Genomic DNA, 23,460 nt, shown 5'->3' on the forward strand with positions numbered 1-23,460 from the left:
AGGGCTGGTGCCGGATTTCAGGGGCCGCGCCGCCTTAGCGGAACAGCGACAACAGCGACTGCGGTGCCTGATTGGCGATCGACAGCGCCTGAATGGCCAGCTGCTGTTGCACCTGCTGCGCCTGCAACTTGGCAGAGACCTCTTCCAGATTGGCATCCACCAGGGTGCCGATGCCGGATTTCAGCGCGTCGGTCAGGCCGCTGACAAACTCCTTTTGCGTTTCCAGCCGTCCTTCGGCAGAGCCAAAGGCGGCGGCCGAGTCGATGGCGGTCTGGATCAGCCCTTCCATTTCTGTCAGCGCCGCGTCAGCCCCGGCCTGGGTAGTGACATCGATATTGGCCAGTTCCGCCAGCCCGCCGCCGATGGTGCTGGTGGCGTCAGCGGCGTATTGGTTCACCGTGACGGAAAAGTTGTCGCCGACCTGATCGGCACCGGTAAAGGTAACCTGGTTGCCGCTGGCGGCGGCACCCACCGTGCCCTCGTTGCCGGCACCCAGATCGTCGCTGACGTATTTGTTGAAGGCCGCCGCCAGACCGGCGGCCACGTCTTCCATCGTGTCGCCGTCGCGCGCCACATAGCTGATGTCGTTGCGCCCGGAGGTGTTGCCGGGGGCATTGGCCGCTGTGGCGGAAATTTCGACCGAAAATCCGGTGCCTGCCGCGACCGTCGTCGTGGCGGACGCGCCAAGGGTGGTGGTGCCGGTGGGGGCGGTGCCGGCGCCGGTCATGGTCGCCGCCGCGCCGTCACCCGTGCCGGTGATGTCATTGGCGGCACCTGTCATCGCCGTCAATCCGCTGCCGATGCTGGCCTGACCCTGGCTGAGATCCTGCTTGGCCACGCGGATGTCGCTGGAGGTGACCCCCGTCTGGGACCGGTTGATCGAGGCCAGCACGTTGATCCCGCCCGACCCGGCGGTCTGCTCGGTGTTGGACAGCATTGCCTGACCGTTGAACTGCGCCGCGCTGACGATGGACCCGATTTGTTCACGCAGGGCGACAATATCGGTCTGGATCTTGGCGCGGTCGACGTTTTCTTCCTGTGCGGCGACAACCTTGCCCTTCACCTCTGTCAGCAGCTCGGCAACGGTTTCCGCGCCTTGACGCCCGACTGAAACGGTGGACTGGCCAAGGTTGAGACTGTCACTCACCCGTTTGAAGCCCTGAACATCGGCCTCCATCGTCTTGGAAATCGCCCAGACGGCGGCGTTGTCCTTCGACGAGGCCACTTTCTTGCCCGTCGAAATCTGCATTTGCGTGTCCGCCATCGAGGCGTTGATCGACTTCAGCGTTTGCAGGGCGGTTGTGGCCCCGTGATTGGTGTTGATGCTCGACATAAAGCTATCGCCTTTCTCGTCAGACGGCGCTTTTCGCGCCGGGAAGACCGGGGAAATGCCCGGTCCGGGAAGCGCCTTTCTGACGGTGCGGGAGAATCGCGACCCCGCGCCACGAGATGTCTCGTGCAAGGGCCAATGTCCGTCGTCCGCTTTAACTGTCCTTTAACGATTTGCGGCGGACTGGGGGCCATATTGGGGCAAAAATGCGTCAGGGATTTGAGTCACTTGATCACCCCTTGCGCGACTGCCCCGGCGATAGTTTCCAAAATGGAAACTACTGCCTGTCGGATTCCCCACGGGGCAGGGCACCGGGGCGACGTCTGCGGGTGGAATCCACCTGCGCCGCACAAAAAAGGCGCCCCATTTGGGACGCCCTTGTTGACGAAATCGAAACAATTGAGGCGGCTCAATCGCTGGTATGGGTCAGCTTTGGCACGTCCGACGCGCCCGCCGATCCGCGTCCCGACAGGGACGGGTTCTCCATGAAAAAGCGGTGGCAGTTGAACGAAAACTCGCCTTCCGGCAGCGTGTACCTCTTAAAGTTGCCCGACGGCTCCATGACCCAGCTTTGCGCTGTATCGGCAAGGTTCGCCGCCATCACCTGACTGACGATCTGCGCCTTGACCGTGGGGTTCTGGATTTCAACGCCGGTTTCAACCCGCCGGTTCAGGTTGCGTCCCATCCAGTCCGCCGAGGATATGAACACCCGCGCCTTTTTGCTGGGCAGCCCGTGGCCATTGCCGAAACAGGCAATCCTCGAATGCTCCAGAAAGCGGCCAATGATGGATTTCACCCGGATATTGTCGGACAGGCCCTTGATGCCGGGACGCAGACCACAGATGCCCCGGATCACGCAGTCGATCTTTACCCCGCCTTGGCTGGCGCGGTACAGCGCGTCGATCATGTCCGGTTCGATCAAGGAATTCATCTTGATCCAGATCTGCGCCGGGCGGCCCGCCTTGGCGTGCTCGATCTCCTGATTGATCATCTCGATCATGCCCGCTTTCAGCGAATGCGGTGAGATCAGCAGGTTTTCCAGCCCCGCAGGCATGGCGTAGCCCGACAGATAGTTAAAGATCTTGGCCGCATCACGCCCCAGCGCCGCGTCGCAGGTAAAGAACGACAGGTCGGTGTAAATCTTCGCCGTAATGGGGTGATAGTTGCCGGTGCCCCAGTGGGTGTAGGTCACCAGCCGGTCGCCTTCGCGGCGCACCACCTGAGAAATCTTGGCGTGGGTTTTCCAGTCAAGAAAGCCATAGACCACATGCGCGCCCGACCGTTCCAGACGGCGCGACTGACGGATATTGGCGGCCTCGTCGAACCGCGCCTTCAGCTCGACCAGCGCGGTAACGGATTTGCCCTCTTCGGCGGCATCACACAGCGCATCCACGATGGGCGAATTTTTCGACGTCCGGTACAGCGTCTGCTTGATCGCAACCACATCGGGGTCCAGCGCCGCCTGCTTGAGGAACCGCACCACCATGTCGAAGGTCTCATAGGGGTGGTGCAGCAGCATGTCCTTCTGCTTGATCGCCTCGAACATGTTGCCGTCGTGGTCCTGCACCCGCTCGGGCACGCGCGGCGTAAATGACGGCCACAGCAGATCGGGCCGCGCGTCGATCACCAGTTCCTTGGTGTGGGCGACGCCGACCATGCCTTCGAGTTCGATGACCTCGTCGTGGCGTACATGCAGGGCGTCCATGACGATCTTGCGCAACCCGTCGGGAGAGCCTTTGGAGATCGTCAGGCGGACAACCTCACCCCGGCGGCGGCGTTTGAGGGCAACCTCGAACTCGCGCACCAGATCTTCGGCCTCTTCCTCGACTTCCAGATCGCTGTCGCGCAGCACGCGAAAGCCAAAGTGATCCTTGATCCGGTAGCCAGGGAACAGGCTGTCGATGTGCAACAGCAGCACTTCTTCCAGCTGGATAAAGCGGTGTTCGCCGTCTGCTGCGGGCAGGGACATGAAACGGTCGATCTGCGCCGGGATCGGCAGCAACGCCTGAAGCGAGCGTTTGTCGCGCGTCCGTTCCAGTTGCAGCGCCAGACAATAGCCCATGTTGGGGATAAACGGAAACGGGTGCGCCGGGTCGATGGCCAGCGGCGACAGCACCGGAAAGACATTGGCCAGAAACGCCTCGGCGAGAAAGCTGACATCGCCCTCGTTCAGCTCTGTCCGGGTCACGATAGAGATGCCCTCATCTACCATCAGCTCGCGCAGTTCGGTCAGCACGCGCTGCTGTTCGGCCATCAACAGGCGCGCGTCTTCGTCGATCAGCACCAGTTGTTCGGCAGGGGACAGGCCATCGGCGGCGGGGGTCGTGTTGCCCGCATGGGCCAGTTCCCGCAGACCCGCGACGCGCACGGTATAGAACTCGTCCAGATTGGCCGCCGAGATCGACAGAAAGCGCATCCGCTCCAGCAGGGGGACGCGTGGGTTCTCGGCCTCTTCCAGCACACGCCAGTTAAAGCCGAGCCAGCTGAGCTCACGGTTAAAGAAACGCCCCGGTCCAGTCGGGTCCAGATCCGGCAGGTCGGTGGCGGGCGGCAGCGGGGCTTTGAGAAAGTTGGCTTGGGTCATGGAGCGTATATGCCTCCGCAAGTGAAACAGGTTAATGACGGCCCGGCGGTGACGGGGCCTTAGCGCGGCGTGCCGCGGTCTTCTGATCCCGGCGGCACCACCTGCGCCAGCACGCGCGCCGCCATCGGGCGCGACACCCGGCGTTGGTCCGCCAGCGCGACAGCGTCCAGCGCCGCCACGATCCGCGCCGCCGCAGCATAGCTGCGCGGCATGTGGCGCACCAGATAGGCAATCACCTCGGGCGCGGGCACGATCTGGCGGTCGGCAAACAACTTTGCCAGCAGGGCGGCCAGCAGGGTGTCGTCCGGCTCGGTGATATGGGCGACCTGCGCGCTCATCATCCGGCTGGCCAGATCGGGCAGCGACAGGTTCCAATACGCCGGCGGGCGGGTGGCCGTGATCATCAGCGCGCCGCCATTGGACAGCACCAGATTGTGCAGATGAAACAGCACCTCTTCGTCCGCACGCTGCCCGGCGATCTTTTCAAGGTTCTCGACGCAGACCGGCCCCTCGGCCAGCGCGGGGATATCGGCGCAGCACAGCGCGTCGGCATCGACGATCCGCGCCTCTGCCATCTGCGCCCAGATATGCGCCAGATGGGTCTTGCCCGCCCCCTGCGGCCCCGCAAGGATCAGCTTTTGCGTCGGCCAGTTGCGCCAGTTCTCGACCTGCGCCACGGCCAGCGCGTTGGACGGGCTGACAAAGAAATCCTGCCACCCCAGCGCCGTCCGCGTGGGCAGGGGCAGGGGCAGTTGCCCGGAGTCCCCGATCATCTGTCGTCGCTCTCGAAAAAGCTGTCGTCGCCCCCGGTGATGCCGCGAAACAGCCGTGAGCCGACATATTGCCCGGCAAGGAACCGCGCGATCACCCCCAGCGCCGCCGCCAGCGGCACCGCCACCAGCAGCCCGACAAACCCGAACAGCGACCCGAACACCGACAGCGCCAGCAACAGCCAGACCGGGTGCAGCCCGATCGAATTGCCCACAAGGTTCGGCGTCAGGATATTGCCCTCGATGAACTGGCCCGACTGGAAGATGGCGTAGACCGCCAGGATCCACCACCATTCGCCCCAGAACTGGAACAGCGCCAGACCCACCGCCAGCACGCCGCCCACGATGGCCCCGACATAGGGAATAAAGGTCAGCAGGCCGGCGATCACGCCCACCACCAGACCAAATTGCAGCCCCACCAGCCACAGCGACACCGCGTAGTAGGTGCCAAGGATCAGACAGACCGATCCCATGCCGCGGATGAACCCGGCCAGCACGCGGTCGATCTCCTTGGCCAGGTGGCGGATCACCGGGCGGTGATCCAGCGGCACCAGCTCATCGACCCGCGCCACCATGCGGTCCCAGTCCATCAGCAGGTAGACCGCGACCACCGGCGTGATCAGGAACAGCGCGACAAAGTTCAGCAGCGTGCCGACAGAGGTCAGCACCGCCTGGATCAGCTGCCCGCCGGTCTGCTTGATGCTCTCGCCCAGATCCAGCAGGGTCGAGCGCACAACGCTGCCCTCATCCATCATGTTGGGAAAGCGTTCCGCCAGAAAGCCTTGCAGGTCGCGGAACAGTTGCGGCGCGAACTCGAACAGGGAAATGGCCTGCTGGATCAGCAGCGGGATCACCGCCAGCGTCATGATGACAAAGACCAGCAGCATGGCGACCGTGATCACCGCCGTCGCCGCGCCCCGCGTCAACCCGACCCGCTCCAGCCAGTCGGCGACGGGGTCAAGGCAATAGGCGATGGCGCCGCCCAGGACAAAGGGCAGCAGGACATCGCCCAGAAACCACAGCACGACGGCAAAGCCCGCCGCCGCGACGGCCCAGTACTTCATCTGATCTTGGACGGGCAGAGCCATGAATATCCTTTCGTATCGCCCTACATCGCCCGCTTATTGCCGTGATTCAAGGGAATGCGCGGGAAAGGCGCATGAAATCTGGGGAGGATCATGTGGAGAACTGGCCTTGCCACGCCCCCAACCAAGCCACGCGGCCCTTCAGCCCGCACACCACACCGCACACCACACCGTAGGGCGGGGTTCACCCCGCCGCCTCCTACGGTGGATCGGGCGGCTCATACCCCTCGGGATCGTCCTGCCATTTCTTCCATTCGCCGTGAAAATTGTGCTCGCCATCAATCGGCAATTCCCACGTCGGCCAATGCTCCGGCCTCTCCCTATCCTCGGGAAGGTCCACACTGGCATCCCCGAACATCCCATTGATCTGCGCCTGCGACAGCGGCACATTGGTATAATCAACCGATCTGACCGCGACGGATGAGACATCCGTCGCGGTCAGATCGGTTGTGGCGTCCATCCGCGCCTGCGTGAGGACCGCCCCCTCCATCCGCGCCCCCCAGAGGACCGCCCCCTCCATCCGCGCCTGCGTGAGGACCGCCCCCTCCATCCGCGCGCCGGTCAGATTTGCCCCGGACAAGGTCAGCTTGCTCAGGTCCGCTTTTTGCAGGTTGGTGTTGCGCAGGTCGGGGCGATAGCCGCGATAGCCGGAAATCTTCGCCTTCCAGCCCTCCAGCCGGGCTTCGTAGGCCTCGATCGCTCCCTTCGGATGCGGTTGATCCTCGGGCGGGTCCGGCAACTTCGGGCAGGGCGTGTCAAAGACCCACTCTGCCGTGTCCAAGGCCTCTGGCAACCATCGCGCCTCAACCCGCAATTGATCCACATCCCGCCGCCCGATGATCCGCAGTGCCAGCGCAATATCCGCACGCGGGCCGTCCAGCGATTGCGCCCATTGCGACGCATTGGGATTACGCATCAAGCCAACGTCCAACCGCGCATTCCGCCACGCCAAATGCTTTTTCCGCTCTTCCTCACTCGCATCCTCCGCCAACGGTTCCCACTCCATCAACGGAAAATCCACTGCGTCCTGTGCCGGTGCATTCTCCCGCACATAGGCGCAGAGGATCTCCATCACCCGCACATGGTCACGCCCCTTGTCGTACCTCGTGCTGTCCTGCGCGATCCGCTCCAGCGACAACAGCCCGCCGATCCGTACCTCGATATTGGGGACGGTGCGCTGGGCTTGAACAGGGGTGTTGTCCTTGTCCAGGGTGTAGCGAACCTCAGTTTTCTCCGCCCCCAGCTGCTCGACCGCTTTACTAATGCGGTCGGTCATATGTCCCTGCTCCGACGTTCGCGTCTGGCGTTCCGTCGTCCAGACCCGGATTAGTGCCAGAGGTGCAGAGACAAGCGCGCCCAAGGCGGTGATCAGGCCGACAAAGCCCAACACATGCCAGCGCAACTCTGTGCCATCCTTGGTGTTGTACAGCGTGGCATCGAAATCCATCGCCAGCGCGCCCAGGGACCGCAGGATATACCCGACAATCAGCAGCCAGATGGGTGCCAGGAGCACCGCCAGCACGCGCAGTCCCGTCAGCGTCGCGGGTTCCTCGTTTCTTTCGGTCCGTGACTTTTCCCGGAACCCAATAAACAGAAACGCAGCCAGCGCGGCGGCAAGGACGGCAATCGCAACCGTCTGCACCAGCGGCATGGAAAAGAACGCGACCGCCTGCATCAGATTCTCGCCCAATGAGGTCACGTTCTCACTATCCATCTCGCAAAATCCCCGATGCCAATGCGCATCACTCTGGCCCAAGTCGCCCCCTCCGGGAAGGGGGCAAATTCCGCCAGAGTCTTAAGACAACGTAAAACCATCTCTGTAACCCCTTGATATTCCACACCCGCAGGTCTGTCCACGCGTGGACACCCCTGTGCCGCCCCTGCCGCCGCTTGCTTGCCCCCCATCAACCCGCTACGAGGGGAAAAATCGCTTGCCCAGAGGTCACACCATGCGCCTGTCCCGCTATTTCCTGCCCGTTCTCAAGGAAACGCCCTCCGAGGCGCAGATCGTCAGCCACCGCTACATGCTCCGCGCGGGCATGATCAAACAGGCCAGCGCCGGGATCTATTCCTGGCTGCCGCTCGGCTTCAAGGTGCTGCGCAAGATCGAGGACATCGTCCATCAGGAGCAGGCCCGCGCCGGTCACATCGCCATCCAGATGCCCACCCTTCAAAGCGCCGATCTCTGGCGAGAGTCGGGCCGCTACGATGACTACGGGCAGGAAATGCTCCGGATGCAGGACCGCCACGGCCGCGACATGCTGTTTACCCCCACCGCCGAGGAACTGGTGACAGATATCTTCCGCAGCCATGTGGGCAGCTACAAAGACCTGCCGCTGACCCTCTATCAGATCCAGTGGAAATTCCGCGACGAGATCCGCCCCCGTTTCGGCGTGATGCGGGGCCGCGAATTCCTGATGAAGGACGGCTACAATTTCGACCTCACCAAAGAGGACGCGCTGCACGCCTACAACCGCCACCTCGTCAGCTACTTGCGCACCTATGAACGCATGGGCCTGCAGGCGATCCCGATGCGCGCCGACAGTGGTCCCATCGGCGGCGACGACACGCATGAATTCCTCGTGCTGGCGGAAACGGGCGAGTCCGAGGTTTTCTATGACAGCCAGATCACCGACCTGAAATTCGGCGACCGTGAGATTGATTTCGACAGCCACGCCCAATGCCAGGCCGTGCTGGAGGAGTTCACCTCACGCTATGCCCGCACCGATGAGACCCACGACGAGGCGCTGTTCAACCAGATCCCCGAGGACCGCCGCCGCACCGCGCGCGGCATCGAGGTTGGTCAGATCTTCTACTTCGGCACCAAGTATTCGGAACCGATGGGTGCCACCGTGCAGGACAGCGACGGCAACAAGGTGCCGGTTCACATGGGCAGCCACGGCATCGGCGTGTCGCGCCTGCTGGGCGCCATCATTGAGGCCAGCCATGACGACAAGGGCATCATCTGGCCCGAGGGCGTGACGCCGTTCCACGCCGGGATCGTGAACCTGAAGCAGGGCGATGCCGAGGCCGACGCCGCCTGTGAGGCGCTGTATGCGTCGCTGACCGCGCTGGGGCTGGAGCCGCTCTATGATGACCGCAACGAACGTGCGGGTGGCAAGTTCGCAACGATGGACCTGATCGGCCTGCCGTGGCGGATCACCGTCGGGCCGCGCGGGCTCAAGAACGGGGTGGTCGAGCTGACCTCGCGCCGGACTGGCGAGAGCGAAGAGCTGCCGCCCGAACAGGCCATCGAAAAGATCGCGGCGATTTACAGCAAGGTGCTGCCGGGGGCATGATCCTGGGGGTGAATGCCCCCGATTGGAGATGCCCATGCGCCTTGCCTTGTTGACGTCCCTTGTCATCCTTGCCAGTCAGGCGCCCGCCGAAACCGTCGGGCGCTTTGGCGTTCATGCCGTCCTGCCGGGGGGCTATACGCTGGACCCGCCGCCGGACAATGATGACGGGCGGGTCTTTACCTACGACGACGGGGCGGAGATCGTGCTGTGGGGCAGTTGGCCCATGGCACCGATGGACAGGGAACGCGCCGACACGCGCGGCTATTACCTCAGCGATGGGGCGCAGATCACCTATGACGCCGCCGGGGCGGGCTGGTTTGTGCTGTCCGGCTTTGAGGATGAGATAATCTTTTACTTGCGTGTTGAAGAAGGTCACACCTGTGGCGGAGAGACGGCGCTGGCCCATCTGGAGCTGCGGTATCCGGTGACACGCCGCGCGCACTACGACCCACAAGTGGCGGGGATTGCGGGATCGCTGGGCTTCGGCCCTTGCTGAGGGCGCTATGTCTGGCATCAATGACTTGGGCGACACCCGCGCTGGCGCAATCCGATCGTGTGGCACTGGAATGGGACCGCTGGCTTGCGGCGCAGGGTAATCCGCCCGGCGTGCTGGTCTTTCTGATCGAGGACCATGAGCTGCTGGCGCAGGACAATGCCTTGGTGCGGGCGGTTTTCGCCGACTGAGGCGCGGCCTGGCATTTCCTCTCGTCTCGCAGGTGGGTTTCTGCCACCATGCGACCAGAGATCGCCCGACAAGCGACGGGAGGCAGGCAGATGTTTTTGCGGTTACTGACTCTGGTCGGCGGACTGACCGGCGCGGTGGGCCTGTCCCAGTTTCCCGAATTTTCGCAACAATACATGCAGCGCCTTGGCGGCGCGGTGGATGAGCTGGAACGTCAGGTCACGCGCTATGAGGCGGATGCGGCGCAGGTTGGCATGCCTCTGGACGCCTATCTTGTGGCGCTGGGGGACGAGGGCGAGATGGCCCGGACCCAGGCCGGCAATATGACATCTGACATCGCGCGCTATCACCGATTGGCGGCGGCACTGGACACATTGGAAGGGGCGGGGCCGTTCATGCGGGCGCGTCTGGCGTTTGACATGATGCCCGACAGCGAGGTCGCCGCCCGCGCGCTGGAGGTGTACAAACCGGCCATGCCCGTGACGTTCGAAGGCGCGGTTTTTGCCGGGGCAGGGTTCCTCAGCGGCTGGGCGGTGCTGGCACTGGGGTTAGCGATCCTGCGGCGGTCCTGGCGGATGATGTGGGGCACCCTTGGCGGACGCGGGCAACGCCCCAACAGGACGGAACCCTGACCGACCCGGATGGCCGCAGTCAGAGTCCCGGGTCACGCCCGGGACGGTGTGGCGTGTCAGGCGACTGCCTCAACCTCGGCCACGATGCCGTTGACGACCTGGCTCAGCAGGGCCTCATCCTCACATTCCGCCATGACGCGGATCAGGGGCTCTGTCCCCGATTTGCGGATCAGCAAACGGCCCTTGCCGGTCAACATGCCCTCGGCATCTGCAATCGCCTTCTTGACGCTGTCAGCGTCCAGCGGCAGCGGACCCGCGCCGTAGCGCACGTTTTTCAGCAGTTGCGGCACCCGCGCAAAGCTCTGCGCCAGTTCCGAGGCCTTTTTGCCGGTGCGCACCATCTCGGCGAGGAATTGCAGCCCCGCCATCAGCCCGTCGCCGGTGGTGGCGTAATCGGTCATGACGATATGGCCCGATTGTTCACCGCCCAGGTTCCAGCCACCCGCGCGCATTGCCTCGACCACATAGCGGTCGCCGACCTTGGTCCGTTCCAGCCGCAGGCCGCGATCGCCCAGGAACCGTTCCAGACCCAGGTTCGACATGACGGTGGCGACCAGCGTTCCGCCCTTCAGGCGGTCCTCTTCGGCCCAGCGGCTTGCCAGCAAGGCCATGAACTGATCGCCGTCGGCCACGCGGCCATTTTCGTCGATCATCAGGATGCGATCAGCATCGCCGTCCAGGCACAGGCCGACATCCGCGCCGTGGCGGCGCACTGCCTCGGCCGCAGCCGCCGGTTTGGTCGATCCGCAATTGTCGTTGATGTTCAGACCGTTCGGGTCGGTGCCTACTGTCACGACATCCGCGCCCAGCTCCCACAGGACTTCTGGCGCGGTCTTGTAGGCGGCACCATTGGCACAGTCCACGACCACCTTGATCCCGTCCAACCGCAGGCCGGGCGGCAGGGTACTCTTGACCCGTTCCTGATAGCGAAAGCGGCCATCGTCGATGCGCCGCGCACGGCCGATATTTCCCGGTTGCGCAGGGCGCGCGCCCTCTTCGACCATCGCCTCGATCTCGGCCTCGACGCCATCGGACAGCTTGAACCCGTCGGGGCCAAAGAACTTGATCCCGTTGTCCGCCGCCGGGTTGTGGCTGGCAGAGATCATGATGCCCAGATCGGCGCGCATCGAGGTGGTCAGCAGACCCACCGCCGGCGTCGGCACCGGTCCCAGCAGCAGCACGTTCATGCCGGTCGACGTCAGCCCCGCCGTCAGCGCGTTTTCGAACATATAGCCCGACAACCGCGTGTCCTTGCCGATCACGACCCGGTGTACGCCGCTGTGTTCATTGCGGAAATACCGACCCACGGCGGCGCCCAGCATCAGCGCCATCTCTGCGGTCATGGGAAAGGTATTGGCGGTCCCACGGACACCGTCGGTCCCGAACAGCTTGCGGCTCATGGATAGGTTCCTTGTGAAATGGCCCGCCAGACAGCGAGCGCCTGTACGGTCTCAGAGACATCATGGACACGCACAACCTGCACCCCCTGCGCCGCCACGGCCTGTGCCACGGCGACCGATCCAAAGGTGCGCTCGGCGGGTGTCTCTGCGCCACTGATCGTGCCGATGAATCGCTTGCGCGACGCGCCGACCAGAACGGCGCAGCCGATCCCGTGGAACAGCGCGATGTTCTGCAGGATCGTCAGGTTGTGTTCGATCCGCTTGCCAAACCCTATGCCCGGATCGACCAGGATGCGGGAACGTGGAATGCCGGTTTCCACCAGCATGGCAACTTGCGCGGCCAGAAAGTCATAGACGTCCAGCAACACGTCATCGTAGCGCGGGTCGCTCTGCATGGTTTCGGGATCGCCACGGGCATGCATCACGCAGACCGGCAACCCGTGATCGCGGCAGTACCGCGCCAGCATCGGGTCAAAGGTGAACCCGGAGACATCGTTGACCAACGCCGCACCGGCGCGCACGGCGGCCTCGGCCACCGAGGATTTGCGCGTGTCGATCGAGATTGGCGTGGTGATCTCTCGGCTGAGCGCGGTGATCACGGGCTCGACCCGGGCAATCTCGGCCTCATGTGGCACGGTAAAGGCACCCGGGCGCGTGCTTTCGCCGCCGATGTCTATGATGTCAGCGCCCGCGTTGGCCATTTCATGCGCGCGCTGAACGGCCCTGGAGGCGGTCTGGTGCACGCCCCCGTCCGAAAAACTGTCCGGCGTGACATTGAGGATGCCCATGACCCGGGGATGGTCAAACACCAGTCCGGCCATCGGCGGGCGCGGTGTCGAAAGACGCGCGCGCCAGTCGTCGGGAATCTCGTCGACAGAGACGGTTTGCGGCGCGGAATCGCGGGACAGGCGGACGGCGTGCGAAAACCAGCCCGGCCCGCCCGCAAGATCAAGCGCCTCGGCGGGACGGGGGCCGTCAAAACGGACAAGCGGGCGAAAATAAACGCACATGACGACTGACTGACCGATAAGTCCGGGCTTGGCAAGCGGTTAGAAAAGCGCGGCGCCCTCTGGCAGCGCGCGTGCTGAAACGGGCGGCGACTCGGGCAACTCTTCGCCGATGACAAGCAGTTCGCAGGCTTCCAGCTCACCCGCGAACCAGCCCGCCAGCGCGACGGAATCGCGTGGCTGGAACCGTGGGCCTTCGGTGGAATCCAACACGATTTTCGAGGGTGCCCAGACGCAGATCTGCCCGTGCCGCATGGCCCAGTCCAGTTCGGTTCGCGTGGCCACCACCTTGGCGCGTGGATCGCGGGCGGCAAGGCACCAACCGTTCTGTTCGATCGCCAGCAGATCAATCCGGCGCTGGGTCATCTTGTGGCCGGTCTGCGGCACCGGAAGATCGGGCCGTCCGACACACAGGATCAGCGGCGCGCGGCGCGACTCCAACTCATCCAGCCAGTCGGTCAGGCGCGGATCGGCGATGGCGGCATTCGACAGGAAGACAACGCGCGGATGCGGGCGTTCCTGTGCCACTGCCTCGGCCATGGCGTTCAGGTGATCGGCCACATCGCGCCGGGCGCGCACGATTTCGACCCCCAGCGCGCCGGGGCCGCGATCCAGCTTTTCGATACGCACAAAAGCGCGCAGCGCCTGCGGTTCCAGCAGGATCCGTTCGGCGATGCGTTCGGCCAGCGTTTCCAGCAGGTTAAGCCGCTCTGCCGCCAATTCATGTTCGATCGCCTCTGTCACTCGGTCGTAGGACAGGATGCGGTCGACATCATCGTCCAGCGAGCCGGTAAAGGGGATCACCTCGACTACCACGTTGAATTGCACGCGCTGCGTGGTGCCGCGTTCGGCCTGAAAGGCGCCGATTTCGACCTCGACAACATGATCGCGGACAGAGATCCGGTCATGCGGCGTGTCGCCGGCGGTGGCGATGCTGCGTGCGGACGGGTGGGCAAAGGCTAGGCGAATATCACTGGGCATGGCGGCCCCTCTTGGAATGCGTCGCGGCGCAAACTACGAAAAAGGGCACACAACGGCCAGCCGCGCGCGCCCCTTTTTTGTCCGCTGGCGACGGATTGCCGAGCGTCTACTGGCCGCGCCAGGTGTGGCGGTAAAAGATGTGCACGCCATGGGCGTAGGTCTTGGTGTATTTCCGCGACCAATCGGGCGACACCCATGTGGCATGGTAGTGCGTGGCCCCCTTGGTGAACCCCTTGCTTTTGCCGTCCAGCGCCGCGCGGGCCACCTTGCCGACGCGATCCCAAGAGCGCGGATCGTCAATATGCTCGGGCCGGCCATCGCAGGTATAGGTGAACTGGCAGGCGAACTTGCGCCCGGTGCCCTGATTGACAACACCGCAGATCGAGCTCGGGAACCGCTTGGACGCGACCCGGTTGATGATCACCTCGGAGACGGCAAACAGGCCCTCGACAGTTTCGCCGCGTGCCTCGAAGTACAGCGCCTCGGCCAGACAGCGCCATTGCGCGCCGCCCTTGGCCTTGGGCTGTCGGGCGACCCAGGCCTCGTCATATTTTGTGGCGCTCTTGCCCGTGACCGCGCCGGCGGCAACGGGAATGGGCGTGACCGGCGTCACGAGCCCCTTGAGGTGGTTGGTGCCCACACGCGCCAGCGCACGGCTTTCGAGCGTCATCAGCGTCTGGGCGCTGCGGGCCGGATCAGCAGCAACCGGGCCGGACACGGTGGTCAAAGGAGCGGCAGCCAGAGTGAAGGCCGCAAGAATCAAGCCCCGGCGAAGGGCAGTGGTCAACGCTTTCATGTCGAAAATTCCCCCAATCGAACATGCGTTGCGTGGTGCCTCACGTCACACAACGGAAAAATCCATACAGAAAAATGATCAGCCGGTAAAGATTGCGGCATGTCGCGGCGCAGGCCAAAGGCCACGCGGCCCGCCAGATCCGGCGAAAGACCGGCGCGGCGTCCTTGATTTCCTAGGGTTTACGGCCTGCGGACAGGCCCCTGTCATGCAGCGCCAGATGCGCGGCGGCAAGCCGGGCAACCGGCACCCGAAACGGCGAGCAGCTGACATAATCCATGCCAGCGGCACGGCAAAAGGCAATCGATTCGGGGTTGCCGCCGTGCTCGCCGCAGATCGACAGCGTGACAGTCTGGTTGGTCGACCTGCCGCGTTGCACACCTGTGGCGATCAACTCGCCTACGCCGTCGACATCGAGCACATGAAACGGGTCTTCGCTGAATACGCCTTGTTGCACATAATCCGACATGAACCGCCCGGCATCATCGCGTGACAGCCCATAGGTCATCTGGGTCAGGTCGTTGGTGCCGAAGGACAGAAAGTGCGAATAGGGCGCAATTTCATCGGCGCGCAGGCAGGCGCGCGGGGTTTCGACCATCACCCCCATGCGATAGGTAAAATCGCGTCCGCGTTCGGTGCGCACCGCTGCGGCGACCGCCTCGATCCGGGTGCGGACCAGCTCGACCTCTCGTTTGGCGGACACAAGCGGCAACATGATCTCTGGCACAACCGGCGCGCCCTCGCGGCTGGCGTCCAATGTGGCCTCAAAAATGGCGCGCGCCTGCATGTCGTAGATCTCGGGCACGGTAATGCCCAGCCGCACGCCGCGCAGCCCCAGCATGGGGTTGTACTCACCCATCGCCTCGACCCGGCGGGTCACGTCCGAGACCGGCAGGTTCAGCGCCTCGGCCAGGTCGCGCAGGCCGGCGCGGTCGGTGGGCAGAAATTCGTGCAGCGGCGGATCGAACAGCCGGATGCAGACCGGAAGCCCCTCCATGATGCGGAAAAGCTCTGTAAAGTCATTGCGTTGCATGGGCAGCAGCAGCGCAAGCGCGGCCTGCCGATCCTCGACCGTATCGGCAAAAATCATCTCACGCATGGGCGTGATCCGGTCGGCCTCAAAGAACATGTGTTCGGTTCGGCACAGCCCGATCCCCTGCGCGGCAAAGTTGCGCGCGGTGGCGGCATCTGCGGGCGTGTCGGCATTGGCGCGCACCCCGATGTCGCGCGCAGCATCCGCCCAGGCCATCAGCGTGTTGAACGCCTCGTCCAACGCCGCCTCGACCATCTCGGGGCTGCCACGCAGCACCTGGCCCGATGTCCCGTCCAGTGTGATTACATCCCCTTCGCGGTAGGTGCGCCCGTCCTCGCCCTGCAGCGTCTTGCGTTGCAGGTTGAAATTCAGCCGCGCCGCGCCGACGACGCAGGGCAGGCCAAGGCCCCGACCAATGACGGCGGCGTGGCTGGTCATGCCACCGCGTTCGGTCAGCACGCCTGCCGCTGCGTGCATGCCGCGCACATCCTCGGGCGAGGTTTCGCGGCGCACAAGGATGCAGGGCTCGTTGCGCGCGGCACTGGCCTGTGCCTCGGACGAGGAAAAGACGATCCGCCCGGTGGCGGCACCGGGAGAGGCGGCGACGCCCCGGCCGATGACCTCACGGATGGCTTCTGGCGCCACCTGACGGTGCAACAGTTCACTGACGGCGCGGGGTTCGATGCGCAGAACTGCGTCTTCCGGGCTGATGATGCCCTCTTCGGCCAGCCGCACGGCGATGGCCAGCGCGGCGCGTGACGATGCCTTGACCCGGACCCCGTCGAGGATATGCAACTGCCCGTTCTGAATGGTAAATTCGATCTGCATTTCGGCGCGCAGATGGCGGCGCATCAGGTCGGCGTGTCGGGTGAGCGCGGCAAACGCCTGCGGTGCCAGTTCCTCTAGTGAGGGGCCGCGCGGGTCGCGGGTCAGGTACAGGCTTTCACTGCCGCCCTGCAGCGCCTCGCGGCCCTGGCTCTGGCTGAGATAGCGTCCGGTGATCTGGCGCGTCCCGGTGTCCGAATTGACCAGTTGCAGAACGCCTGAGCCGGATTCGCCGCGCCCCAGTCCCAGCGCCATTTCCTGCACCACGAGGCCCAGACCGGCATCCACCGGCGCGCCCTTGGCCTGTCGCAACAGCCGGGCCGAGGTGCCCTCCCACGCGCGGGCCATGCTGCGCAGCACCTCGCGCAACTGGCGGGCGGGATCCTGGGGAAAGGGCTCTTCGGCCTCTTCCTCATAGGCGCGCAAGGCGGCGGCGAGACCGGCGGCGCCAGTGTCCTCGATCTCATCGAACAGATCGGGGTCCAGCCGTGCGACATGGATCGCGTAGGCTTGGACAAACCGCAGGTAGAGCCCGGCGGCGGCTTCCTGGCCGATACGGTCGGCCAGCTCGACCGCGCGGGCGTCGTTCATGCCGATGTTCAGGATTGCGCCGGGGCCGCCCCAGTCGGGGTCTTCGGACGAGGGGCGCACGCACAGCAGTGTCCCCGTTTCAAAAGCATCGACGAGGGCCGGCATGTCGGGGAACCGACCGGCGGCGATGCGGTGGACGGCGTCGAAGGACAGCGCCACGGTGCGCGGGACCGGCAGGTCGAGCCGCACAAGACGCTGAAGGCATTTCGCACGTCCGCCATGGGTGGGCGTGGACATCGGCGCATCTGGGGTGATGACCGTGATGTTCGGGTTCTGGTGATCGGGTTTCTGCACTGCAGCACCTCCGGAGTGAGGTGCAGCATAGGCGCTGCGGACGACTTGGCAAGGCGGGAAAAGGGTACGGGGCAGGGCCTGTGCGGCGCTGCAACAAGAGGGGTCTTTTGGCACGGTTTCAGACTTGCGCCTTTGGCCCCGTTTCAGACTTGCGCCTTTGGCCCCGTTTCAGGCACGCGCCTTTGGCGCGGGCGCGGCGGCGCTCCCACCCGCCCCCCCTGCGCCGCCGCGCGGCCTGTGGGACGGTGCCGCGGCGGGTCTGCCGGGGGCGTATCCTGCCAGGGCAGAAAAAATGGGTATTTTTGCAAAGAAGAAGCTGAAGGTCGCGCGGCCCGTCGGCTGGGGAACCTGTGATGATCCCGGTGTTCTGGCCCGGTGGTGCCAACGCCCGGGGGGCGCTGGTCTGGGGTTATCCCTCGATCCTGGTCAGGTCGGCGACTTGCAGGCAGGTGTTGCGGATGCTGGCCAGCATGTTCAGGCGGTTGCGGCGCACCACCTGATTGTCGGCATTCACCTGCACCGCCTCAAAGAAGGCGTCGATCGGCGCGCGCAGGTCGGCCATGGCCGCCATCGCGGTTTCAAAATCCTCTGCCGCCATCGCCGGGGCGATCCGCGCCTCTGCTGCCTGCAAAGCCGCAAAGAGGGCGCGTTCCTCATCGACCTCGGCGAATTTCACATCCGCGCCAAAGCTGTATTCGACGCCGTCCTTGTCCTCGGCCTGGGTGAGGATGTTGTTGGCGCGTTTGAACCCGCTCAGCAGGTTGCCGCCGTCCTCTGTGTCAAGGAAGGCTGATAGGGCCTGCGCGCGTTTGACCACCAGCGCAAGATCGTCGCGGCGTTCCATGGCAAGACAGGCGTCGATCACGTCGTGGCGGATGCCCTCGGCGCGCAGGTGGACCTTGAGCCGGTCATGGATGAAGGACAGCAGGTCATCGCTGAGGTCGGGGGTATGGTCTACCACCTTGTCGATCCATGCCGGGCGGGATTGGCCGAGATGTTCGATCAGTTCCCGTACCGCCGAGCCAAACACGCCGTGACGGGCGATCTCTGACAGCAGTTCCTCGCGCAGGTCGACTTCGCCGTCGTCGCCGTTGGTGACGATCTTGTGGCGCAGCAGTTGCGCGTCGATCAGCCGGTCAAGGTGCAGGCGCAGGCCGTTTTCCAGTACCAGGCGGATCACACCCAGCGCGGCGCGGCGCAGGGCAAAAGGGTCCTTGGAGCCGGTGGGTTTTTCATCGATGGCCCAAAAGCCGGTCAGCGTGTCCAGCTTGTCCGCCAGTGCCACGGTGACGGACACCGGGGCGTCCGGTACATCGTCCGAGGGGCCAAGCGGCGCGTAGTGGTTTTCGCAAGCGGCAGCAACAGAGGCGTCAAGGCCTGCGGCCTGCGCATAGTAGCGGCCCATCAGGCCCTGCAGTTCGGGAAACTCATAGACCATTTCCGAGCTGAGGTCGGCCTTGGCCACATCCGCCGCCTGCGCGGCAAGACCTGCGTCCGCGCCCACCATTGGCGCGATTTCTCGCGCCAGCCCGGTGATGCGGGCGATGCGGTCGCGCTGGCTGCCCAGCTTGTTGTGGAAGGTGACGTTGCCCAGCCGTTCGGTCCAGGCACCGAGTCCTTCGCCCTTGGCGACGCGCAGGTCATTTTCCCAAAAGAACTTGGCATCCGACAGACGCGCCGCCAGCACCTTTTGGTTGCCCGCAAGGATGGTCGCGCCATTGTCCGCCGTCTCTATATTGGCGACGGTAATGAATTTCTCGATCCGGCCGGACGTAGGGTTCCTGACCGAAAAGAACTTTTGATGCTCTTTCATCGAGGTTTGCAGCACCTCTGGCGGCAGTTCGAGGAAGGCAGCCCCGATGTCCCCCATCAGAACCACCGGCCATTCGACCAGCCCGGCGACTTCGCGCAGCAGGCCGGGGTCTTCGACCACCTCCATCCCCTGCGCAAACGCCATATTGGTGGCATCATGCCAGATCGTATCGGCGCGGTCCTGCGCCGACAGGATCACATGGGCGCGTTTCAGGCGGGTTTCGTAATCCTCGAAGCTGGTGACGTCAAAGGTGCCGTCCGCCATAAAGCGGTGGCCTTCGGTGGTCTGGCCCACCGGGATGCCGTCGATGGTCAGCTCGACCGGGTGATCGCCCGCCTCATCGGTCAGCAGGCACAGGATACGGTGCAGCGGGCGCACCCAGCGCAAGGATCCCGCGCCCCAGCGCATCGACTTGGGCCATGGGAAACCGCGCACCGTCTGTTCCAGCACATCCGCCACGATCTGCGCCGCCGGGCGGCCGGATGTGGTGACGGTGGCGTAGTAAAAGCTGCCCTTTTTTTCCGTGCGTTCCTCTAGCTGGTCGCGGGTCACACCCGCGCCGCGCATGAAGCCCTCCAGCGCCTTGTCCGGTGCGCCGACCTTGGGGCCACGGCGTTCCTCGCGCTGCGTCGGGCTTTGGCCCGTCAGGCCGTGCACGGTCAGTGCAAGACGGCGGGGGGTCGAGAACGCCTGCGCGCCCTCATAGGTCAGGCCTGCGTCGACCAGCCCGTCTGCCATCAGTTTTTTCAGGTCTTCTGCGGCCTTGGCCTGCATCCGGGCGGGGATCTCTTCGGAGAAGAGTTCGATCAGCAGATCGGGCATTTATTGATCCTTCTCGAAACTGGCGCGGTCCGGGCAGTCATCGCCCAAAGGCGTCCCGTCATAGGCCTTGTCACCGCAGTCGTTGATTTCGTGCCAGACATAGCCATGCCCGTCCTCGGTGATCGCCACGACGCGGTCTATTCCGTATTCGATGTTGCGCTGACCGACAAAGACACCCGCCTTGCCGTCTGCGATGGTGGTGCCGATGGTTTCGGCGTCGAAACAGTCGAACCAGCCGGGGGCGACCCGTGGCTCTGCGCCCTCATAGGGTTCATAGGTCACGGCGGCCTGGGCCGGTGTCACGTCCGTGGTGAAACAGGCGCGGTAGCGGATCGGAGAGCTGTCGGCGTCGATGGCGCGAAAATCGCTGTGGGGCAGGGCGGTACGGTCGCCGTCCAGCGTTGTCACCAGCACGTCGTCCGGTCCGGTGGCGGGCAGCTCTTTGTAGAAGTGATAGACCTGAAGGTAGTACATCGACACACCCGCGATCACGCCGCAGAGCACGATGGCCAATACCATGAGCTTGCCTGCGGTCACGCGGCACCTCCGGCCCTGGTCGTCACAAAGGCGTCGGCGCACATCTTGGCCAGCGCCCGCACCCGTCCGATATAGGCCTGCCGTTCGGTGACAGAGATCACGCCGCGCGCATCCAGCAGGTTGAACACATGGCTGGCCTTGATGCACTGGTCATAGGCGGGATGCGCCATGATGATGCGCTTGCCGGTCTTGGGGTCCTGATGCGGTGCGTCCAGAACGCGGGCGCATTCGGCCTCTGCCTCCTCGAAATGGCGCAGCAGCACTTCGGTGTCGGCCACGTCAAAGTTCCAGCGCGAATATTCCTCTTCGGTCTGGCGGAAGACATCGCCGTAGGACAGCGGGATCGGCGCGTCCGGATCGTTGAACGGCATGTCCATGACGTGATCGACGCCCAGCACATACATCGCCAGCCGTTCCAACCCGTAGGTCAACTCCCCGGACACCGGCGCGCAGTCATGGCCGCCGACCTGCTGGAAATAGGTGAACTGCGACACTTCCATACCGTCGCACCAGACCTCCCATCCCAGACCCCAGGCACCCAGTGTCGGGCTTTCCCAGTCGTCCTCGACAAAGCGCACGTCATGCAGCGCCATGTCGATGCCGATGGCGCGCAGTGACCCGAGGTAGAGTTCCTGCAGATCGGGCGGCGAGGGTTTGATCAGCACCTGATACTGATAGTAGTGCTGCAGCCGGTTGGGGTTTTCGCCGTAGCGGCCATCGGTGGGGCGGCGCGAGGGCTGGACATAGGCGGCAGCCCAGGGATTTGGCCCCAGCGCGCGCAGGGTTGTGGCCGGGTGAAAGGTGCCCGCGCCGACCTCCATGTCGTAGGGTTGCAGAATCGCACAGCCCTTGGCCGCCCAGTATGTCTGAAGGCGCAGGATGATTTCCTGGAAACTGCGTGGCTTGTGCAGGCTCTCGGCCATGTCAGCGCTCCCTTTTTTCGGCTGGCGTCTGATTAGGCCGGTGCGCCGACAGGGTCAATCTGATACGAGGGGCACGCCTCACGCCCTTTTTGCGTGCATGTGCCGGGTCTTCTGATAAGACTCGGTCGGTGGATAAGGTTGAGATTGTAAACCCAAGGGGTCCATAACACCCATGATACAAAGACTTTTTTCGGTTCTCTTCGCGCTGGTTCTGACCGCGTCGGGGGCTATGGCGCAGGACGGTCCGGTGCCGCAGGCGGCGGACGGCATCGTCTATATCCAGGTCGAGGCGCGCACATCGCTGGCCAGTGCACAGATCAGTGTGCGTGAGTACGCTGATCGGCTGGACGACGTGAACGGCTTTTCGCTGGGCGGCGGCTGGTACGGTGTGGCGCTTGGCCCTTACACGCGGCCGCAGGCGCAGGGCAAATTGTCCGAGCTGTTGCAGGCGCGGCGCATCCCGGTCGACAGCTACATCGAGGCGCGAGAGGCCTATGGCCAGCAGTTCTGGCCGGTGGGCGCGCGCAATGACGGCGCGCCGGTTGTGCCCGTTCCGCAAGACCCCGTTCCACAAGACCCTGTGCCGCAGGATCCGACCCCTGCGCCAGAGGTGCCAGAGGCGGTTGTGACGGCCCCGGTGTCCACACCCGATCCGGCCCCGGTCGTTGCCCCGGAATCGCAACCCCTGCCGGAAGAAACGCTGCAAGAGGCGCGGCGCTCTGAGGCACAGCTGACGCGGGATGAACGCGACGCATTGCAGATCGCATTGCAATGGGCCGGTTTCTACAACGGGGGCATCGACGGTGCCTTTGGGCCGGGCACCCGCGCCTCGATGTCGCGCTGGCAAGAGGCGAACAATTTCGACCCGACCGGCGTGTTGAGCACCCGGCAACGGGCGGAACTGCAACGCCAATACAACGCCGTGCTTGAGGGTATGGACCTGCAAATGGTCGAGGACGCGCGCGTCGGCATTGCCATGCAACTGCCGCTGGGCGCGGTCGAACTGGACCGCTACGAGTCGCCCTTTGCGATCTACAAACCCAAGACGGACATCGGTGCGCGCGTGATCCTTGTCAGCCAGCCGGGCGATGAAAGCAGCCTTGCCGGTTTGTACGAGATCATGCAGACGCTGGAGATCATCCCGGTCGAGGGAGAGCGCACACGCGATCGTCGCGGGTTCAACATCATCGGTGAGAATGACCGCATCGTCGCGCATTTCGAGGTCGGCCTGCAAAACGGTGAGATCAAGGGCTTTGGCCTGATCTGGCCCGCAGGGGATGAGGAACGGCGCAGCCGCGTGCTCAAGATCATGCAGGACAGCTATCGCCGGATCGACGGCGTGCTGGACCCGGCCTTGGTCAGCGATGACGGGCAGGCGATCGACCTTGTGTCGGGCCTCAAGGTGCGCACGGCCAAGGCAAGCGCAACGGGCTTTTTCATCGAGGCGCGCGGCACGGTCCTGACCTCGGCGTCGCTGGTGGCGGGCTGTGAGCGTGTCACCCTGAACGGCGTGCATGATGCGAGGGTTCTGGCGACCGATGAGGCGCTGGGCATCGCGGTGCTCAGCCCGGTGGAACGGCTGGCGCCGCGCCGGGTGGCACAGTTCCGGTCCGGTGAATTGCGGCTGCAATCCGAAGTGGCGGTGGCGGGCTTTTCCTTTGGCGGCGTGCTGACCGCGCCGACGCTGACCTTTGGCACGCTGGAGGATCTGCGCGGCCTGAACGGTGAGGACGGGATCAAGCGGTTGGCGCTGTCGGCGCTGCCCGGTGACGCAGGCGGTCCGGTCTTTGACTCCGGCGGCACCGTGCTAGGGATGCTGTTGCCCAAGGATCAGCCGGGGGGCCGCGTGCTGCCCGAGCAGGTCAGTTTTGCCACCAAGGGTGAGCGTATCCTTGATTTCCTGCGCAACAACGGCATCCAGCCGGTGGCGCGCGGCGGGTTGACCCCGCTGGCCCCCGAGGATCTGACCGCCATGGCGGCAGAGATGACCGTGCTGGTCAGCTGCTGGTAAGCCACGGCATACACGACATGGGCGGATCGCAGCCCGAACGCCGCCCCG

18 protein-coding genes are annotated in these 23,460 nt (G+C 64.4%); 5 read left to right on the plus strand and 13 right to left on the minus strand.

All coding sequences use genetic code 11. The annotated features are described in order from the left end of the window. Nucleotides 1-34: 34 nt before the first annotated feature. From CHB90_RS01840 to CHB90_RS01860, 5 genes are all read right to left on the minus strand, one after another. On the minus strand, nucleotides 35-1,333 hold the full coding sequence (locus tag CHB90_RS01840) for a flagellin (RefSeq protein WP_089276141.1): 1,299 nt from the start codon (nucleotides 1,331-1,333) through the stop codon (nucleotides 35-37). Between the two features lie 406 nt (nucleotides 1,334-1,739). Further along, nucleotides 1,740-3,914: an RNA degradosome polyphosphate kinase gene (locus tag CHB90_RS01845; RefSeq protein ID WP_089276142.1), complete on the minus strand. Its 2,175-nt coding sequence runs from the start codon at nucleotides 3,912-3,914 to the stop codon at nucleotides 1,740-1,742. Nucleotides 3,915-3,973: 59 nt separating this feature from the next. Continuing rightward, nucleotides 3,974-4,687, minus strand: coding sequence for an HdaA/DnaA family protein (locus CHB90_RS01850; protein WP_089276143.1), 714 nt, complete (start codon nucleotides 4,685-4,687; stop codon nucleotides 3,974-3,976). After that, the gene (locus CHB90_RS01855; RefSeq protein WP_089276144.1) at nucleotides 4,684-5,772 is read right to left on the minus strand and encodes an AI-2E family transporter; all 1,089 of its coding nucleotides are present in this window, start codon (nucleotides 5,770-5,772) and stop codon (nucleotides 4,684-4,686) included. Before CHB90_RS01855 ends, CHB90_RS01850 begins: the two co-directional genes overlap by 4 nt. A 196-nt stretch (nucleotides 5,773-5,968) precedes the next feature. Beyond that, nucleotides 5,969-7,483: a pentapeptide repeat-containing protein gene (locus tag CHB90_RS01860; RefSeq protein ID WP_089276145.1), complete on the minus strand. Its 1,515-nt coding sequence runs from the start codon at nucleotides 7,481-7,483 to the stop codon at nucleotides 5,969-5,971. Nucleotides 7,484-7,718: 235 nt separating this feature from the next. Here CHB90_RS01860 and proS point away from each other — a divergent pair, with 235 nt between their 5' ends. From proS to CHB90_RS01875, 4 genes are all read left to right on the plus strand, one after another. Continuing rightward, nucleotides 7,719-9,068 carry a proline--tRNA ligase gene (gene proS / locus CHB90_RS01865; protein WP_089276146.1) on the plus strand — a complete coding sequence of 450 codons (1,350 nt, stop codon included), beginning with the start codon at nucleotides 7,719-7,721 and terminating at the stop codon, nucleotides 9,066-9,068. A 34-nt stretch (nucleotides 9,069-9,102) separates the two neighbouring features. After that, nucleotides 9,103-9,564, plus strand: coding sequence for a hypothetical protein (locus tag CHB90_RS01870; protein ID WP_141135784.1), 462 nt, complete (start codon nucleotides 9,103-9,105; stop codon nucleotides 9,562-9,564). A gap of 20 nt (nucleotides 9,565-9,584) precedes the next feature. Further along, a complete protein-coding gene (locus CHB90_RS26460) occupies nucleotides 9,585-9,752 on the plus strand; it encodes a hypothetical protein (protein ID WP_170940962.1) in 168 nt (55 codons plus the stop codon). Nucleotides 9,753-9,842: 90 nt separating this feature from the next. After that, a complete protein-coding gene (locus CHB90_RS01875; RefSeq protein WP_089276148.1) occupies nucleotides 9,843-10,382 on the plus strand; it encodes a DUF2937 family protein in 540 nt (179 codons plus the stop codon). Nucleotides 10,383-10,438: 56 nt separating this feature from the next. Here the strand turns inward: CHB90_RS01875 and glmM are convergent, their stop codons facing one another. The 8 genes from glmM to CHB90_RS01915 all read right to left on the minus strand — a co-directional run bounded on the left by glmM (nucleotide 10,439) and on the right by CHB90_RS01915 (nucleotide 21,401). Next, nucleotides 10,439-11,782, minus strand: a complete 1,344-nt coding sequence (glmM, locus tag CHB90_RS01880) for a phosphoglucosamine mutase (RefSeq protein ID WP_089276149.1) — start codon at nucleotides 11,780-11,782, stop codon at nucleotides 10,439-10,441. Further along, complete coding sequence (gene folP / locus CHB90_RS01885) at nucleotides 11,779-12,792, minus strand: dihydropteroate synthase (protein WP_089276150.1); 1,014 nt, start codon at nucleotides 12,790-12,792, stop codon at nucleotides 11,779-11,781. The genes glmM and folP overlap by 4 nt, the downstream gene beginning before the upstream one ends. Nucleotides 12,793-12,831: 39 nt before the next feature. Continuing rightward, nucleotides 12,832-13,770 carry a dihydroneopterin aldolase gene (locus CHB90_RS01890; protein WP_089276151.1) on the minus strand — a complete coding sequence of 313 codons (939 nt, stop codon included), beginning with the start codon at nucleotides 13,768-13,770 and terminating at the stop codon, nucleotides 12,832-12,834. Between the two features lie 106 nt (nucleotides 13,771-13,876). Next, nucleotides 13,877-14,566: a cell wall hydrolase gene (locus CHB90_RS01895; RefSeq protein ID WP_170940963.1), complete on the minus strand. Its 690-nt coding sequence runs from the start codon at nucleotides 14,564-14,566 to the stop codon at nucleotides 13,877-13,879. 172 nt (nucleotides 14,567-14,738) lie between these two features. After that, on the minus strand, nucleotides 14,739-17,249 hold the full coding sequence (locus CHB90_RS01900; protein WP_089276190.1) for a putative PEP-binding protein: 2,511 nt from the start codon (nucleotides 17,247-17,249) through the stop codon (nucleotides 14,739-14,741). 466 nt (nucleotides 17,250-17,715) lie between these two features. Further along, entirely contained in the window at nucleotides 17,716-19,941 is a 2,226-nt protein-coding gene (gene glyS, locus CHB90_RS01905; RefSeq protein ID WP_089276152.1) for a glycine--tRNA ligase subunit beta, read from the minus strand. Then, entirely contained in the window at nucleotides 19,942-20,478 is a 537-nt protein-coding gene (locus CHB90_RS01910; protein ID WP_342744937.1) for a DUF6446 family protein, read from the minus strand. After that, entirely contained in the window at nucleotides 20,475-21,401 is a 927-nt protein-coding gene (locus tag CHB90_RS01915; protein ID WP_089276153.1) for a glycine--tRNA ligase subunit alpha, read from the minus strand. The genes CHB90_RS01910 and CHB90_RS01915 overlap by 4 nt, the downstream gene beginning before the upstream one ends. Before the next feature lie 172 nt (nucleotides 21,402-21,573). On the opposite strand from CHB90_RS01915, the gene CHB90_RS01920 reads away from it, so the two are divergent. Continuing rightward, entirely contained in the window at nucleotides 21,574-23,412 is a 1,839-nt protein-coding gene (locus CHB90_RS01920) for a serine protease (protein ID WP_089276154.1), read from the plus strand. The last annotated feature ends 48 nt before the right edge of the window (nucleotides 23,413-23,460 follow it).

Source organism: Antarctobacter heliothermus (genome assembly GCF_900188425.1).
GTDB classification, from domain to species: Bacteria; Pseudomonadota; Alphaproteobacteria; order Rhodobacterales; family Rhodobacteraceae; genus Antarctobacter; species Antarctobacter heliothermus.